Consider the following 15,546-nt stretch of genomic DNA (forward strand, 5'->3'; position numbering starts at 1 on the left):
TCCGGGGGAATGCCGACCGCTAATGCTCGTGCAAGGGCGTGCGCAGTGCGCTGCGTTCGTGGTCCCAGGCTTCGCGGATGTGGCTCGCGAGGCGGTCTTCGAGGAGGACGGTCGCCGCACAGCCGAACGCGATGTCCTCCTCGAGGTCCGGTTCGTCGACGAGGAGGCCGCCGATCACTTCGTGGCGGACGACCTGCTCGTGGACGGCGTCGGCCTCGACGTGTTCGGCGTAGAAGTGCTCGGCGGCCGGCCCCGCGCCGCAGCGTCGCATGGCCTTGGCCAGCCGGCGGGAGCCGGGCGAGGAGGTGACCTCGACGCACGCGAAGTGACCGACGAGCGCGCCGCGCAGCGCCCGGTGCAGGCCGAACAGGGACATGAGGTTCACGGTCGCGAGCAGCGGGGCCGGCGCCCGGTCCAGGTACCGGCCGTACGTGGGGTCCAGCCGGAGGTCGGACATGAGGTCGGCGAAGAGCTGCGCGTGGATGCGCTCGGCGCGGCCGGCGCCGAACTCGTCGTACTCGATGGCGACCATGGCTGCCTTGGCCCGCCCGGTCAGCCGGGGGATGACCCAGGCGTGCGGATCGGCCTCCTTGAGGTGGTAGAGGGAGCGCAGGGCCGCGTACTCGCGCAACTGCCAGAGCTCCCCCTCCGTTTCGAGGTGGTGGCTCAGGCTGCCGGAGAGGTCGACGGGCTCGACGAGGAGCGGGGCGAAGGCGTCCTCGACCGTCCGGGGTGCATCGGACAGCTCGGTGCGCAGAGCGTCCAGGAAGCGCTCTTCCATTGCCTGGCGCAGTCGCAGCAGGTCCGGGTCCCACTCGCGTGCGTCGTCCACGCCGTCGAAGCCGCGGTAGTGGAGCTCGTAGAGGAGGTAGAGGGCGAGCTGGAGGTCCTCGCCCCACGGGTCGGCCTCCAGTACCGCCCCGGGGGCGCACCGCGGCGGACCCCCGGACCGCAGGGCGTCTGACACGGTGCCGGACAACTCGCCCCGCCCCTCCACCAGTTGGGGGCTCCGGTCTGCGACGGTGACCGGGTCCGGGAGGGGAGGGCGCATCATGGGTTCCTGTCCTCAGGCTGCGGCGAGGTTCGCTCGCGGGGGCGGTGGCTGGTGTCGCACCAGGGGTACGTACGGCTGCGACGGCATGTGCAGATGGCGACCGTGAAGCGGTCGGAGCGGGCGATCGTCCCGTCGTCCAGGACGATTTCGACGGGGCCCTCGATGAGGACGGGCCCCTGCGGGTCCACGGACAGGCGGCGCGCGGGCTGCACTCCGCCAGCCGGGCACGGACGGGGGTCAGAGGTTCTGGGCACGGATGACCACCAGCTCTTCCCACTCCTCGGCCTTGCTCGCCAGGCCTCTCCGCTCCAGCCAGATCCGCCGCGAGCGCAGGACCGGGCCCCAGGGAACGGACGCCTTCGCTGTGACCTGCGCGGACAACCCTGCCCCGGCCAGCCGGTCCACGGTCTCCTCGGCCCCGCACATGCCGGAGTGCACCATCAGCAGAGCGCCGCCGGGGCGCAGCAGAGTGGAAGCGGTCGCGCAGATCCGGTCGATCACGAGGCGTCCGTCCGGTCCGGCGTCCCAAGCGCGCTGCGGCCCCCGCGAGGGCAATGCCGCGCCCGGAGCGGGCACGTACGGCGGGTTCGACACGATCAGGTCGAAGCGTCGACCGACGGTACGGGCCCTGAAATCGCCGTGCAGGACGCGCAGGGGAAGCCGATGGAGCAGGGCGTTCATACGCGCTGATGCGACGGCCGACCAGGAGACGTCGACGGCCGTGACCATGGCCCCTCTGCGAGCGGCATGCAGAGCGAGCGCGCCGGTTCCGGTGCCGATTTCGAGGACGCTGGTGCGGGGGCCCAGCTCCTCGCAGGCAAGTGCCTCGGCGAGCAGGTGGGTGTCCGCCTGCGGGCGGTAGACACTCGGCAGGGCGACCAGGCCTCCGGTGAGGGTTCTCACGCTGAGAGCCGTACTGGACATCGCGCACCTCCGGGGATCGCGGCGCCCGTGAGGCCGCTTCTTGGACGTCATCCGGCGGCTGCCCAAGGTGGGCGACCTCATGCAGCGCGCCGGCGATCTTCGGAGCATCGGACGGAATCGGAGAGGGGAACACGGACGAAGGCCAAGCCGTCGGAGATCGGGCCGATGAGGAGGCCGTTCCCCGCCGGGCGAAGGGGTAACGGCAGGCGGGAACGGGCTCACCGCAGACGTCACGGTGGGCCCGTTCTCGTCGTTTTCCGCCTCTGGCGCCTCAGGCGGCAGGCGGGAACCTGTCCCAGGCCCGGTGCTCGGCCAGGGCTGCGGCGACGACCCCTACGACGGCCGTACCGTCCTCTTCCAGGGCGACACCCGGGTCGTCGGCCGTGATGCCGGCGGTCTGGAGGAGCTGCTGCGCGCCGTTCCAGCCGCCGATGGCCTTGCCGTGCCGGTACGCCTCGGTGACGAGCAGGAGCACGCGCGGGTCGACGGCTCGTGGGGGCCGGGCAGTGCCGGCCTTGGCATCGCGGGCGCCGTACGCGTCCGCTCCAGCCTGGGGCACACCGGCGAGCAGGACGGCGTCGAATTCGGTGGAGCGGGCGGTGGCGTAGGTCCGCCGGACGGTGATCGGATCGCCGTCGGGGTCGAGGGTGCCGCCCGTCGGGGCGATGACGAGGGGCACCATACCTGCGTCGAGGATGGCTTGCCGGGCGGCCCGTACGCCGTCCAGGTCGGCCTCCGCGTCGGCGATGATGCCGATGACGCGGCCGTCGGTCGGCCAGGTCCCGCCCATCTGGGAAAGGGCCGGGCTGGGGTCGGGCTCGGCGAGCGGCTCGGTGGCCGCGGGGGCCGGCAGCCCCAGTCCGGTGGCGACCTGTTCGCACAGCTGCGGGTCGATGTTCGCCAGGACCTGGAGGGCGCGCTCCTTGATGGCCTGTTCGTAGCACTTGTTCAGTTCGAAGGTGTACGCGGCGATGATGTGCTCGCGCTCGGGCGGAGTCATGCTGAGCCAGAACAACCGCGGTTGGGTGAAGTGGTCCGAGAACGAGGCCGGCGCCTGACGGACCTTGCTCGCCGCCGGGATCTTCACCGGCGTTTCGATGAAGGCGCCCGTGTCGGCTCCGGCGAAGAAGGGGCAGCCTCCGTCGAGGCTGTTGGGGTGATAGGGGGCGACCCCGGTGTGGACGGCGGTCTGGTGCATGCCGTCGCGGAGCATGTCGTTGACGGGGGCGTGCGGCCGGTTGATCGGGATCTGCCCGAAGTTGGGGCCGCCGAGGCGGCTGATCTGTGTGTCGAGGTACGAGAAGAGGCGGCCGGCGAGCAGCGGGTCGTCGGTGACGTCGATGCCGGGAACCAAGTGTCCGGGATGGAAGGCGACTTGCTCGGTCTCGGCGAAGTAGTTCTTGGTGTTCGCATTCAGGGTCATGAGCCCGATCGGCTGGACCGGGGTGAGCTCCTCGGGGACGATCTTCGTCGGGTCGAGGAGGTCGATGCCTTCGAAGGTCTGGTCGTCGGTGTCGGGGAAGACCTGGATGCCCAGTTCCCACTGCGGGAACGCGCCGGATTCGATGGCGTCGAACAGGTCGCGGCGGTGGAAGTCGGGGTCCATCCCGTTGATCAGCTGGGCTTCCTCCCAGACCAGGGAGTGCACGCCCAGCTTGGGCTTCCAGTGGAACTTCACCAGCACGCTTTCGTCGCCCGCGTTGACCAGGCGGAACGTATGGACGCCGAAGCCCTCCATCATCCGGTAGGACCGCGGGATCCCACGGTCGGACATGTTCCACAGGGTGTGGTGCGTGGCCTCGGTGTGGAGCGAGACGAAGTCCCAGAAGGTGTCGTGCGCGCTCTGCGCCTGCGGGATCTCCCGGTCGGGATGCGGCTTGCCGGCGTGGATGATGTCGGGGAACTTGACGGCGTCCTGGATGAAGAACACCGGGATGTTGTTACCGACCAGGTCGAAGGTGCCTTCCTCGGTGTAGAACTTCGTCGCGAAGCCACGCGTGTCGCGCACCGTGTCGGCCGAGCCACGCGAGCCGAGGACCGTGGAGAACCTGACGAACACGGGTGTCTCCACGTCCTTCGCCAGGAAGGCGGCACGCGTCACTTCGCCCGCGGTTCCGTAGCCCTGGAAGACCCCGTGGGCGGCGGCGCCTCGCGCATGCACCACTCGTTCCGGGATTCGCTCGTGGTCGAAATGCGTGATCTTCTCGCGCAGATGGTGGTCCTGGAGAAGGACCGGCCCTCGCGGTCCGGCCTTCAGCGAATGGTCGGTGTCGTAGAGCCGTGCCCCTTGAGCGGTGGTGAGGTGGGCACCGCTCTGCGCCGTGCGCGCCTGCTCCGCCCCGGTGGGCTGCCCGGTGGGGCTCACGGTCTCCGGTCCTTCCTGGTCCGCCTTCGGCGGGAGGGGCTCCGAGGGCTGCGTCGGCTCGGCCACGGCCGGGGACACCGGTCCCGGCTTGCCCGGCACGCCGTTCCCTTCCGGCTCCGACGTTGCAGGGCTGTGCTTCGTGGTCATCGCATGTCTCCAGGGAGTGGGCTGCTGAACGCTTGAGCCATGACCGGGATGCACCCGCTCCCAAACGGCGGCCAGGTGCTTCTCACCCGCCGCAGCGGCGTTCCGGGCATCTGCGCCGACAGCAGAGCGGTTGCGCGTGCGCTGACCGCTTGTCGGCCCGCGCACCCCGGAATGCAATCGGCGACGCACCACCGCAGGATGCCGCGGGCGGTCGGATCAGGGGGTGAAGAGGACCTTGACGGCGCCGTCCTGCTTCTTCTGGCACATCGCGTACGCGTCCGGCGCCTGCTCGAGGGGCAACCGGTGCGTGGCGAAGTCCTCGACGCCGAGGGGTCTCCGTCGGTGAGCAGCGCCGCGCAGGAGCCGCAGCCCCGGTCCGGCCCGGCCGCCGCTGCGGCAGGCGGCCACCCGGGTGACCTCCGCTCGGGACACGGCCCTGCGCTGCCGGGCGCGTGCGCGGCACCGCAAGGATGCACGGACAGGTTCCCCTTCCCGTGGCTGGAGTCTTTCCGTGCTCGAACGCAAGCAGGTCAAGGGCCGCACCCAGGTCACCTTCGTCCTCCCCGACAACGCTCCGGACGGGCCCGTCAGCGTCGTCGGAGACTTCAACCACTGGAACCCTGCCGCCCACCCGATGGCTTCCCGCGGAGACGGAACCCGCGCCGCAACCGTCGCTCTCCCCGCCAACAGCGCCCATTCCTTCCGCTACCTCGCGGTCGGCGACTACTGGTTCGACGACGAACAGGCCGACAGCCACGACGGCGTCAACGGCCGCCTCCACACCTGATCTGCGGCCTGCCTGATTCCGCCCCAGCTGGGGGCACGTCCTCGCGATCGTCAGGACCGCGGCGCCAGCACGCTCGCCGCCCTGATGGCCGGATCCCGACCAGCACCGAGGTGAGTCCCCCCGTGAGCAGCCCGACCGGCCTTTCCGAAGGCTCCCTTGCCTCGCTGCAGCACATGAGGGAGCAGCGTGAGATCAACACGGTGGTCCTTCGCTACGCGGGCGCCCAGGGTGTCCTGCTTCCGGAGGCGGAGGGAAACCTGACACACGACGAGCTGGTGGAATCCCTGCCCGCGGACGAGCCGCGGCTGATCGTCCACGAGCTGGCCTACGCCAGCCCCGAGGGCACGCGGCGGCACGCACAGCTCCTGATCTTCTGGATGCCGCCGGACGCCGGCGAGCAGGAACAGGCCTATACGGACGGGTTCACGGCCCTGAAGGAGTTCCTCCCCGACGTTCACGTCCACCTCACGGCCAGGCGTGCGAGCCAGCTCGAGCACCGAAGACTCGTTGCCCTCGCCGGCTGACAACCCGTTTCAGCGCTGACGCCGGCGGCGGCCCGGCCTGCACCACCGGCCCTACCAGGGGGCACGGGCGCAGATGGTCTTCCCGCCGTCGGGGGTGGGTTCGATGTGCACGTCAGTGGTGAGGTGAGTGATCAGTTGCCACCCCCACCCGCCGGTTCCGTCGAGGTGGGGCGGGCGCGGCTCGGGCGGGTCGGGGCTGGCGTCGGTGACGCGGATGTCGATGTGGTCACCGTTCAGTTCGAGGTGGAGCGATGCGGGCCCACGGGTGTGGCGCATGGCGTTGGCGACCAGCTCCCCGACGACCAGGAGCACGGCGTCGCCGCTCCCCGGTTCGGCGGGCTGCCGGATGTCTGCGGCATGGTGGAGGAAGGCTCGAGTGGCGTCGCGCGCCGATGTCGTGGGCTGCCCGCTGCGGGGCAGGGACCGATCAAGTACGGGTGCATCCATACGTCCTCCTTCCGCCGGGCTCTACGTCGCACCTGCCCGATCCATGGAGGACAAACCCGGCAAAGCCCCCGGTGATGCTCCTGGGCCGGGCGTCTGCTCAGGTCTTCGCGCGGCGGATCCCGGATGACGGGCCGTACCAGTCCAGGCACAGGACGGTCGCATCGTCTCTCGGCGGCCGGCCGTCATAGGCGTCGATGACCGCCGCGACCAATGTGCGCACGACCTCGCGCGGATGCTCGGTTGCCGTCTTGAGGATGAGGCTGGGCAGGTCGACTGCTTCGGCTTCGCGTTCCTGCACGCCATCGGTGTGGAGAACGAGGCGGTCGCCGGGGCGCAGGTCGAGGTCTTGGACCTGGTAGGAGCCTTGGTGGGTGACGCCGAAGGGCAGGTCCACGGACAGGCTCAGTTCATCGACGGCGCCGTCGCGCAGCCGCAGGGGCCAGGGGTGGCCGGCGTTCACGAGCCGGGCGCTGCTGCCGTCCAGGGAGACGCGCAGCAGCTGGCCGGTGGCGAAGTTGCGGCGGCCGTGGTCGAGGAGGGCCTGGTGCGTTTGGCGGGCCTGTTCGGCAAGGTCCGTCCCCGCGCGGCGCGCGCCGCGGGAAGCGTTGACCAGAAGGGTGGCCATGAGCGAGGCATTGACGTCGTGGCCCATGGCATCGGTGATCGACACGTGCAGGGTGCCGGTGTCGAGGCTGTAGTCGTACGTGTCGCCGGCGATGTCGGAGGCCGGGACCAGGGCGCCGGCGAGGGCGAACTCGGCAGCTTCGCAGGAGGGGGCCGAAGGCAGGAGCTGGCGCTGGATTTCCGCGGCCAGGCTGACCGAGGTGGTGCGGTTGCCCCAGTGGTAGAGGTCGGTGAAGCGGCGGTCGGTGACGATGATGTACGCCAGAGCGTGCGCGGCCTCTTCGACCTGTTCCAGCACATCCGGCGCGATCTGGGTGAGGAACAGCTCCAGGACACCGATCGTGTCGCCGCGATTGGTGACAGGGGCGAGCACCCGATGCCCCTGCTCGCCCTCCGGTGCCAGCACCGGTTTCTGGCTGCGCAGGACCTCGTCGTAGACGCTGCTGCCGGCGAGGGGTACCTGTACGGCGCGCTCCTCCCGGTAGGCGGCCGTGTCGTGGACGCGCAGGAGGCGTCGGCCGACGACGTCGACGAACAGGAACGAGACATACCGCGCACCGAACCGGTCATGCAGATTGCGCGCGACGACGTCGAGGGAGTCCACCGGCGCGGCATCCTCCGCCGCCGCCAGCACCTCGGTCAGTCCGATCCGATCACGCCCCACATCAGCCTCCGCCTCCGCTGCCGCAAGACAAGCCGTGCCGTTTCCCTCCTTCAAGTCCACCTCAGGCGGGGCAGAGCTGCATGTCAGGCGCGCCGACGGGCGGGGGACCGTGGGCGCGAGGGTGCGGCAGGACCTCTTTCGGACATTCTGAGCTCGATGTAAGCGGGGCAGAGCATGTGCGGCTTTTACGGGCAGGCGAAGGCTGACCACAACCATGCACCGCCTCCGGGCGCCCGGCTCCGGCCGAACGACCGGAGGGCCAAGCGGTGTTCTCTTCAAGGAGGTCCCACACCATGCTGATCACCGTCACACGCACCGGCGGGTTCGCAGGCGGGGAGAAGACGGCGTCCCTCGAAACGGAATGCCGCGCCGACGGGCCCGAGCTGGAACGGCTGGCCGAGCTCGCGCTCAGTACTGAGGGCCCCGCGGGTCAGGAACCCGTTCCCGACGGCTTTCGCTACGTCGTCCGCGTCGACAGCAAGCTGGTGGAATTACAGGATCCGTACCTCACCGCGGACCAGCGGCAACTGATCGACGCCGTTCTGGCCACTGCCGTCTGAGCGGCCCGTCCACCCCGCCGCCGGTCGGCGGCGGGGTACCGGCCCGGGCGGGGCCGGTACGGCACGGGCGAACTATCCCGCCGTACCGCTCAAGGTCCGACCGCCCTGTGCCGCCGCCTCCGGGTCGTACGCGTCACCGAGCCATGCCGTGTCCATCCGCTCCCGCGCCGCGGCCAGCGCTGCGTCTATGTCACGCGTCCCGGTCGACACGCACAGCGTGTAGACCACGTCCTCCATCTGCTGCCGTACAGGCCCGTGGGGGCCTGCGGCCCGGAGCTCCGACTCCCTCTCGTACTCCTCCACCAGACGTGTCAGCACAGCGGGGTGAGTCATCAGCACGATCTCGCTCCTTCACACACGTCGCAGTCACGGGCGGGCAGCGGCCCCCGATGCGCCGCCTGCCCCGGCACTGGCGTCCCATGCGCCACAGGCGCCGTCGCGAAAGCGGGCCCGTGGTCCTGATACCTGAGCCCTGCGTCTACCCATCCGCTGGGGGGATGCGTACCGCGCGCTGCGGTGCCGGCGTTGGGTGTCAGGACCTTCTTCATGCCGTCCTCGCCCCTGTGGGGTTCCGGTCGGCTGCGGGGGACCCTGTGGGGGAAACACGGGGGAAGCTGAGGGGGACGCGTTCCGCGCTCTCACCACGCATCGCCGCTGTTCAGACCCCGTCGCACGCCAGATGCGTCCGCCGGACGCTTTGGGTATGTGCATCCATTCGGGCTTCGGCGTACGAAGTGTCTTGGTGGTGATGGCGTCGTTTCGCCGGGAAGGAGAGCCCCGTAACCCCTTGGAGGCTGATGTGGCGGATGGTCGGATCGGGCTGGCGGAGGTGCTGGCGGCGGCGGAGGCTGCCGCGCCGGTGGACTCTCTCGATGTCGTGGCGTGGAATCTGCGGGACCGGTTCGGGGCGCACTACGTGTCGTTCCTGTTCGTCGACGTGGTGGGCCGGCGTCTACTGCGGGTCCATGACACGGCAGGCGAGCATCACGAGGATCGCGCCGCGCAGGTGTCTCTCTTGGGCCGCAGCGTCTACGACGAGGTTCTGCGCAACCAACGCGTGGTCCTCGCTCCGGACGGCGGGCAGGGACAACGCGTCCTCGCGCCGGTGACGAATCGCGGCGACACCATCGGTGTCCTGGAACTGTTCCTGACCGATGTCACAGCGGACGTGCTGGAGCAGGTGTCGGAGGCCGCGCACGCTCTGGCGTACATCATCGTGACCGACCGCCGTTTCACCGACCTCTACCACTGGGGCAACCGCACCACGACGGTGAGCCTGTCGGCGGAGATCCAGCGCCAGCTCCTGCCCACCGCTGCCGCCTGCGAGGCCCCGCAGTTCACCCTCGCCGGCGCCCTGGTTCCGGCGTCCGACATCGCTGGCGACACCTACGACTACAGCCTCGACACGGAGACCCTGCACCTGTCGATCACCGATGCCATGGGCCACGACGTGGGCGCCTCCCTCATGGCGACCCTCCTGGTCAACGCCTCCCGCGGCGCCCGCCGGGCCGGGGAGGACCTCGCCGAACAGGCCCGCCAGGTAAACCGGGCGCTCCTCGACCACGGCCGCCAGACCATCGCCACCGGGCAGCTGCTGCGCATCGCCCTGGACGGCACCAGCGCCCAGCTCGTCAACGCCGGCCACCCCTGGCCGCTGCGCCTGCGGGACGGCACGGTCGACGAACTCCGCCTGGCCGTGAACATGCCCTTCGGTGTCTCGGCCCAAGGCGCCTACCTGGTTCAGGACCTCGACCTGCAACCTGGTGACCGACTCCTGCTCCACACGGACGGCATGCAGGAACGCGACGCCGAATCGGTCGATTTGCCGGGCCTGCTGCGCAAGACTGCGGAGGAGCACCCGCGTGAGGTCGTGCGTGCGCTGGTCGGTGCGGTCAGCGACGCCTACGACGGCGGGCCTCCGAAGGACGACGCCACCGTCCTGTGCCTCGATTGGCACGGCCCCCACGACGAAAGCCCCTGAACGAACACCTGATCACGGAGACTGGCACGGGTGGGCCGAAATGGGGTGGGGGCCCGCAGCGGGGGCAGGTGCAGGGCAAGCCCACCTTGGAGGGTGACTCCGTGGTTTCGCCCCTGCTCGTCCTTGATCAGCCTGTGCCCCGCACCGGCCGGCCCACGACGACTGCCCGGGGTATCGCCCACGACTTCCTCCATCATGCCGCGCAGGTCCGGGTGCCCGCACGGGCTGAGTACACCGACGCGGTCCTCATGGTCGTCACGGAGCTCGTCACCAACGCGATCCGCCATACCGCCGGCTCTGCCGTCCTCCACCTCGAACTCCACGACGACCACATCGAAATCCGCGTCACCGACACCAGCCCCGAACCGGCGGAACCACGCCTGCCCCGGACCGACGGGAGCGGCGGCTACGGATGGCACCTCATCGACCGCCTCACCACCCGCACCCACACCGAACCCACCCCCCGGGGTGGCAAAACCATCTGCGCCCACGCCCCCTGGTAGGAACAACAGCCGGGCCTTGGCGCCCTCCCGCCCTGGTGGGAGGACATGGGCGGGTGCGGTCTGGCCTTTGCAGCGGGCGCGTGACACGCTCGAGGGACAACCAGCCTGGTCTGGTGGGAGACCCCGCGCCACCGCGAGGCCACTCGGGTGGCCAGTGGAGGTACGGGTGGTCTCGCTCGGCTTTGCGCGGCCCATAGCGGCCGCGCGCTTGACGGCCTACTCCGCCCGAATCCGGGAGCCGACCGCAATGGGCTCCGACCCACAAAGGCGGATCCGACAACCATGCGCCCCACCTTGAACATCGACACGGCCACGCACGCCGGACTACGGACCGTCCTGACCATCACCGGGGCGCTCGACATGGACACCGTCCCGCACATCACTGCGGCCACCGACCCCCTTGCCCTGGGTGGCCTCACCCTCGTCCTGGACCTGTCGGCCGTCACATTCATGGACTCCTCCGGCCTCAACACCCTCCTCACCCTCCGCAACCGCGTCGAAGCCGAGCAAGGCATCCTGGAACTGCGCGGGCTCCCCGACCAGGCCCTGCGCCTTCTGGACATCACCGGCGCACGCGCCCTCTTCACCCTCACCCCGTAAGCGCGAACGGGAGGGCCCGCCCACGCCAGCCGCAAGCCCTTGACCTGTGGCGGGACGGCTCGCCGATTGCGGCAACGGGCAGGCGGCTGGCGCGCTGGTCTGGCCGCCTCTGGAAGAGGCGCAGCCGTGAGGAGATCCAGTGACACGCAGACCGCCGGTTGAGCCGATGCCGGCGCAGGCCGCGGAAGCCGTGCCGGACCCCGCCGCTTTGCGGGCGGGGGCGGCGTATGAGCAGAAGCTGTACGGCCACCGGGCGGCTCCTCTTCACCTCAGCCGTCCCGGGCGACACGGTGCTGGTGCAGACCCGCCGCGGGGCACTGGTGCAGGACCGGTCACCGGGCCTGGTGGCGGCCGCCGAAGCGCAGATGCCGCACGGCCTGGTCCTCGACGGCGCACTCGTCGTCCGGGACACAGAAGCAGAGCGCTTGCCCTTCGAGGCATTGCGGCGCCGGGCCGCCACCCGAGCCCGCGGCGCCGCCGGCCTCGCTGCGCGATGGCTGGCCCACTTCGTCGCCTGCGACCTCTTGCAGCACGACTGCCGCGCCCTGCGCAAGAACTCCGCCAAGATCACCTTCGCGCTGCCCGCCGACACCCCCGCGGCCGAGGTCCGTTCCAGCACGGTAGGGCTGCTGACGAGGGTGGGGCGGGATACGGGCCCATGCTCGACGTCGGGCATGGGCCGGGACCGCTGACGTTGCCGTCCAGGTCGCCGGGTCACCCACCCGCCACACTCGGCACGACCCAGGCACCCCCGCGTGTGACAGTCCAGATGGGAAGACCGAACGACGGGTTGTCCCACGCAAGCAGGGCCCGGCCGCCCGGTAGCCACACCGGCCGGGCCCTGCGCCACACGACACAGGTGGAAGGGGTCGCTGCCGCGACCGGCACCACGGTGGAGGTGACCCGCCCGGGCAAGGGCTACGCCCACTTCCGGGACAACGACATCCTCTCGGACCGGTTCGGTCTGCATCTCGCACGCTCGGGCATCCGGCTCACCCAGCGCCAACCGTACGAGGGCGTAGGCGATCCCGGGCGGGGTTGCTCCCCTCCGCGCAAGGTCCGGCGCTCATGGCACGCCGTCCGTCTCCCGGTCGGACCGGGGCCATACGTACGGCAGGTCGGCCGGCACCCCAGGGAAATGCTCCTGGTAGAAGGCCGGGTCCTTGCGCACCAGCGCGGACTGATGGCTTCGATGGAAGTCCGGTGCGCCCAGCCATGGCGGCAGGTCCCCGTCGACGGCCAACTGCTCCTGCGTCCGCGGGGCTCCCCCCGGCTGCCACGCATCGAAGTCCTGGACCAGGGTGACGGCGCAGGTATCGGCATGCCCTTCGGCGGTCCAGACCCCGCAGATCTCCAACCCGTACCGGACGAGTGCCTCCTCGTACCCCGCCCACATCCGCACCGCGGGGTGCCTGCGCCATCCGTACCCCGGAACGACCAGGCCACGCAGCACCTGCACGGCCTCAACGCGCTGCTTGCCGAGCCTCCGCACGTCCAGCACGGCCGCCGAGGCGTCGAACGACGGAAACGGAAGGAACGTCTGCACGAGGCCTCCCTCCGGCGGTGCAATCGGAACCCCTGTGCCGCGGCCCACTGCCCTGCAGGCACAGTGCGAGCCTGGCAGAGGCCACGGAGTAACGCGCCCGCACGCCTCCCGTTCGGACGATCGGCTCCCGGTCTCCCCATGTGCCACAACGAACACCACGACAAGCCTTCGCGACAAGAGCTATCGGTCCGAATTGCGTGAGATGCGGCGTAATCGGGGTACGCGCACCATGACCGTGACATCACACCGGCGACGAAGGGTCCGTCATGCCCCGAGGGTCCGGCCCCAAGCGCGAGCGTCAGTACGAACACATCAAGGAGTCGGGCGAGAAGCGCGGCATGTCGGAGGAACGCGCGAAGGAGATGGCCTCCCGCACGGTGAACAAGGAACGCGCCCGTTCCGGGGAGAGCAAGACCGCGAGCCGCAGTTCCACGCAGGGCAAGTCCGCCTCGCAACGCGGCGGCGAGAAGTCCCGCGGCGGCAGCTCCTCCGAACGCACCAAGGACGACCTCTACCAGGAGGCGAAGAAGCGCGGCGTCGATGGCCGCTCCACGATGACCAAGCAGCAGCTCAAGAACGCCCTCGGCCGCTGACCGTGTGACACGCCCTCGGGGGCCGGGCCGCTCCGCCCTCCCCCGGCTCGGGTACTACTCACGCGATGCGCACCGTCCGGCCGTTCCGGTAGCAGGAGGAGTTCCCGTGGCAGTCCGTCATCAGCTCATCCGGCGCCCCCCTCGAAGTGTGTGGGCCGTGCTCGCCGACCCGACCCTGTACGGGGAGTGGGTGGTGGGCCCGTCCGAGTCCACACCGCTCGATCAGGACTGGCCGGAGGTCGGATCCCGGCTCCGCTACACCGTACGGCTGGGCCCCTGGTCGACCGAAGGGGTGACCACGGTCCGGCATCGGGAGCCCGGCCGGGAGCTGGAACTGGAGGCGTCGTTCAAGGCCCTGGGCACCGCGAGGATCTTCCTCCAGCTCCGGCCGTGGGGCGAGGAGACTCTCGTCGTCTGCGACGAGCATCCCCTGCGCGGCCTAGGAGGGTCCCTGCACAACTCCGTCGTCGAAACGGCCCTCCAGCTCCGGCACCGGGGCATGCTGGCCCGCCTGGCCAGGGTCGTGGAGCAGCAGCCCGGCGAGGTGCTCCGTGCCTGACGCGGTGGTGATCGGCGCCGGCCCGAACGGGTTGGTGGCTGCGAACCTGCTGGCCGACGCCGGATGGAGCGTGGAGGTCCTGGAGGCACAGGAGGAGCCCGGAGGAGCCGTACGCAGTGACCGCGGGGTGCACCCCGACTACGTCTCGGACGTCTTCAGCGCCTTCTATCCGCTCGCCGCCGCCTCCCCGGTCCTCGCGGGTCTCGACCTGGCCGCGGAGGGCCTGCGGTGGAGCCACGCCCCGTCCGTACTGGCCCACCCGCTGCTGGACGGGCGGTGCGCGGTGCTGGAGCGCCGGGTGCAGGACACCTGCGCCGGCCTGGCCGGCTTCGCCGCTGCCGACGCCGACGCCTGGGAGGACCTGTACCGGACGTGGGCCCGGGTGGGGCCGGACCTCGTGCAAGCCCTGTTCACGCCCTTCCCCCCGATCCGCTCCGGGCTCCGGCTGGCTACGAAACTCCGCGCCTCGGGGGGCCTGCGGATGGCGCGGCAGCTGGCCCTGCCGGTGCGCCGGCTGGGCGAGGAGGAGTTCGCCGGGGACGGGGGCCGGCTCCTGCTCGCCGGCAACGCGCTGCACGCCGACCTGGCTCCCGAGGCGGCGGGCAGCGGCGGTTTCGGCTGGCTGATGTCGATGCTCGGCCAGAGCCACGGCTTCCCGGTGCCCGTCGGCGGGGCCGGTGTCCTGACTGTGGCGCTCGTGAGCCGCCTGCGGCGCAAGGGAGGTGTCCTGCGCTGCGGGGAGCGGGTCGCGTCCGTCGTCGTACGTGGTGGCAGGGCGGTCGGGGTCAGGACCGCGGGCGGGGAAACCGTCGGCGCGCGGCGGGCCGTACTGGCAGACACGTCGGCACCGGCCCTGTACCGGGACCTCGTGGGCGAGGAACACCTGCCGTCCCGCCTGCTGCGGGACCTGGAAGGCTTCCAGTGGGACTTCGCGACGTTCAAGGTCGACTGGGCGCTGACCGGCCCGGTGCCGTGGACGGCGCCGCAGGCCACCGGGGCGGGGACGGTCCACGTGGCCGACGGCGTCGACGGCCTGACCCGCTTCGCCGCACAGATCGCCATGGGACAAGTCCCCGACGAGCCGTTCGCCCTGTTCGGCCAGATGACCACCGCGGACCCGACCCGCTCACCGGCCGGCACGGAATCGGCGTGGGCCTACACGCACGTCCCGCAGCACATCACCTCCGACGCCGGCCCCGACCGCATCACCGGGCGCTGGGACACCGGCGACCAGGAAGCCATGGCCGACCGCATCGAAGCGCAGGTGGAACGCTTCGCGCCCGGCTTCCGCGGGCTCATCGACGCCCGGCGGATCCTGGCCCCCACCACGCTGCAGGCCATGAACGAGAACCTCCACAACGGCGCCATCAACAACGGCACCACCGCCCTCCACCAACAGGCGGTCTTCCGCCCCACCCCCGGCACCGGCCGCCCGGAGACCCCCGTCAAGCACCTCTACCTCGCCTCCGCGGCCGCCCACCCCGGCGGCGGCGTCCACGGCGCACCCGGAGCGAACGCCGCCCGGGCCGCCCTGCGCGCTCACGGCCTCCACGCCCTCCTCCACCGCGCCCAACACGTTTGAGGCATACCGCCACGTGCGACCACATCCCAACCCCGGCACGGCGAAGGCCCGGGTCCGCACAAGGGAACCGAGCAGCACGGTTGGTC

The 15,546-nt window shown here is 70.8% G+C and carries 19 protein-coding genes; 10 read left to right on the top strand and 9 right to left on the bottom strand.

The genetic code is table 11. The features are described 5' to 3' along the window. Window positions 1–19: 19 nt before the first annotated feature. The 5 genes from OG444_RS05160 to OG444_RS05180 all read right to left on the bottom strand — a co-directional run bounded on the left by OG444_RS05160 (window position 20) and on the right by OG444_RS05180 (window position 4,922). The gene (locus OG444_RS05160; RefSeq protein WP_405787736.1) at window positions 20–1,054 is read right to left on the bottom strand and encodes an iron-containing redox enzyme family protein; all 1,035 of its coding nucleotides are present in this window, start codon (window positions 1,052–1,054) and stop codon (window positions 20–22) included. Then, entirely contained in the window at window positions 1,051–1,308 is a 258-nt protein-coding gene (locus OG444_RS05165) for a CDGSH iron-sulfur domain-containing protein (protein ID WP_327260981.1), read from the bottom strand. Before OG444_RS05165 ends, OG444_RS05160 begins: the two co-directional genes overlap by 4 nt. Continuing rightward, window positions 1,292–1,978 carry a HemK2/MTQ2 family protein methyltransferase gene (locus tag OG444_RS05170; protein ID WP_327260982.1) on the bottom strand — a complete coding sequence of 229 codons (687 nt, stop codon included), beginning with the start codon at window positions 1,976–1,978 and terminating at the stop codon, window positions 1,292–1,294. The genes OG444_RS05165 and OG444_RS05170 overlap by 17 nt, the downstream gene beginning before the upstream one ends. 271 nt (window positions 1,979–2,249) lie before the next feature. Next, window positions 2,250–4,490 carry a catalase gene (locus OG444_RS05175; protein ID WP_327260983.1) on the bottom strand — a complete coding sequence of 747 codons (2,241 nt, stop codon included), beginning with the start codon at window positions 4,488–4,490 and terminating at the stop codon, window positions 2,250–2,252. Between the two features lie 216 nt (window positions 4,491–4,706). Next, the gene (locus OG444_RS05180; RefSeq protein WP_327267074.1) at window positions 4,707–4,922 is read right to left on the bottom strand and encodes a hypothetical protein; all 216 of its coding nucleotides are present in this window, start codon (window positions 4,920–4,922) and stop codon (window positions 4,707–4,709) included. A gap of 79 nt (window positions 4,923–5,001) precedes the next feature. Between OG444_RS05180 and OG444_RS05185 the strand changes: the two genes are divergently transcribed. Continuing rightward, on the top strand, window positions 5,002–5,277 hold the full coding sequence (locus tag OG444_RS05185) for an isoamylase early set domain-containing protein (RefSeq protein WP_327260984.1): 276 nt from the start codon (window positions 5,002–5,004) through the stop codon (window positions 5,275–5,277). A 122-nt stretch (window positions 5,278–5,399) separates the two neighbouring features. After that, on the top strand, window positions 5,400–5,801 hold the full coding sequence (locus tag OG444_RS05190; protein ID WP_327260985.1) for a cofilin family protein: 402 nt from the start codon (window positions 5,400–5,402) through the stop codon (window positions 5,799–5,801). 51 nt (window positions 5,802–5,852) lie between these two features. On the opposite strand, the gene OG444_RS05195 is transcribed toward OG444_RS05190, so the two are convergent. Together OG444_RS05195 and OG444_RS05200 are read right to left on the bottom strand one after the other, a co-directional pair. Then, window positions 5,853–6,248, bottom strand: coding sequence for an ATP-binding protein (locus OG444_RS05195; RefSeq protein ID WP_327260986.1), 396 nt, complete (start codon window positions 6,246–6,248; stop codon window positions 5,853–5,855). Window positions 6,249–6,345: 97 nt separating this feature from the next. Then, entirely contained in the window at window positions 6,346–7,536 is a 1,191-nt protein-coding gene (locus OG444_RS05200; protein ID WP_327260987.1) for a PP2C family protein-serine/threonine phosphatase, read from the bottom strand. A gap of 293 nt (window positions 7,537–7,829) precedes the next feature. On the opposite strand from OG444_RS05200, the gene OG444_RS05205 reads away from it, so the two are divergent. Then, window positions 7,830–8,096, top strand: coding sequence for a protealysin inhibitor emfourin (locus OG444_RS05205; protein WP_327260988.1), 267 nt, complete (start codon window positions 7,830–7,832; stop codon window positions 8,094–8,096). Between the two features lie 72 nt (window positions 8,097–8,168). Here OG444_RS05205 and OG444_RS05210 read toward each other — a convergent pair whose 3' ends face one another. Then, the gene (locus OG444_RS05210; RefSeq protein ID WP_327260989.1) at window positions 8,169–8,429 is read right to left on the bottom strand and encodes a DUF5133 domain-containing protein; all 261 of its coding nucleotides are present in this window, start codon (window positions 8,427–8,429) and stop codon (window positions 8,169–8,171) included. 466 nt (window positions 8,430–8,895) lie between these two features. Between OG444_RS05210 and OG444_RS05215 the strand changes: the two genes are divergently transcribed. The 4 genes from OG444_RS05215 to OG444_RS05230 all read left to right on the top strand — a co-directional run bounded on the left by OG444_RS05215 (window position 8,896) and on the right by OG444_RS05230 (window position 11,872). Further along, window positions 8,896–10,077, top strand: coding sequence for a PP2C family protein-serine/threonine phosphatase (locus tag OG444_RS05215; protein ID WP_327260990.1), 1,182 nt, complete (start codon window positions 8,896–8,898; stop codon window positions 10,075–10,077). Window positions 10,078–10,178: 101 nt separating this feature from the next. Continuing rightward, window positions 10,179–10,580, top strand: coding sequence for an ATP-binding protein (locus OG444_RS05220; protein ID WP_327260991.1), 402 nt, complete (start codon window positions 10,179–10,181; stop codon window positions 10,578–10,580). A 282-nt stretch (window positions 10,581–10,862) separates the two neighbouring features. Further along, window positions 10,863–11,180 (top strand): STAS domain-containing protein, encoded by a 318-nt coding sequence (locus OG444_RS05225; RefSeq protein ID WP_327260992.1) that lies wholly within the window; start codon window positions 10,863–10,865, stop codon window positions 11,178–11,180. Window positions 11,181–11,407: 227 nt separating this feature from the next. Next, window positions 11,408–11,872, top strand: coding sequence for a hypothetical protein (locus OG444_RS05230; protein ID WP_327260993.1), 465 nt, complete (start codon window positions 11,408–11,410; stop codon window positions 11,870–11,872). A gap of 374 nt (window positions 11,873–12,246) precedes the next feature. On the opposite strand, the gene OG444_RS05235 is transcribed toward OG444_RS05230, so the two are convergent. Beyond that, complete coding sequence (locus tag OG444_RS05235; RefSeq protein WP_327260994.1) at window positions 12,247–12,726, bottom strand: MSMEG_6728 family protein; 480 nt, start codon at window positions 12,724–12,726, stop codon at window positions 12,247–12,249. 266 nt (window positions 12,727–12,992) lie between these two features. Between OG444_RS05235 and OG444_RS05240 the strand changes: the two genes are divergently transcribed. The 3 genes from OG444_RS05240 (at window position 12,993) to OG444_RS05250 (ending at window position 15,460) form a co-directional block, all read left to right on the top strand. Further along, window positions 12,993–13,319, top strand: coding sequence for a plasmid stabilization protein (locus OG444_RS05240; protein WP_327260995.1), 327 nt, complete (start codon window positions 12,993–12,995; stop codon window positions 13,317–13,319). A gap of 106 nt (window positions 13,320–13,425) precedes the next feature. Further along, window positions 13,426–13,878, top strand: coding sequence for an SRPBCC family protein (locus tag OG444_RS05245; protein WP_327260996.1), 453 nt, complete (start codon window positions 13,426–13,428; stop codon window positions 13,876–13,878). Further along, entirely contained in the window at window positions 13,871–15,460 is a 1,590-nt protein-coding gene (locus tag OG444_RS05250) for a phytoene desaturase family protein (RefSeq protein WP_327260997.1), read from the top strand. Before OG444_RS05245 ends, OG444_RS05250 begins: the two co-directional genes overlap by 8 nt. Window positions 15,461–15,546 lie beyond the last annotated feature (86 nt).

The organism is Streptomyces sp. NBC_01232 (assembly GCF_035989885.1).
GTDB lineage: Bacteria > Actinomycetota > Actinomycetes > Streptomycetales > Streptomycetaceae > Streptomyces.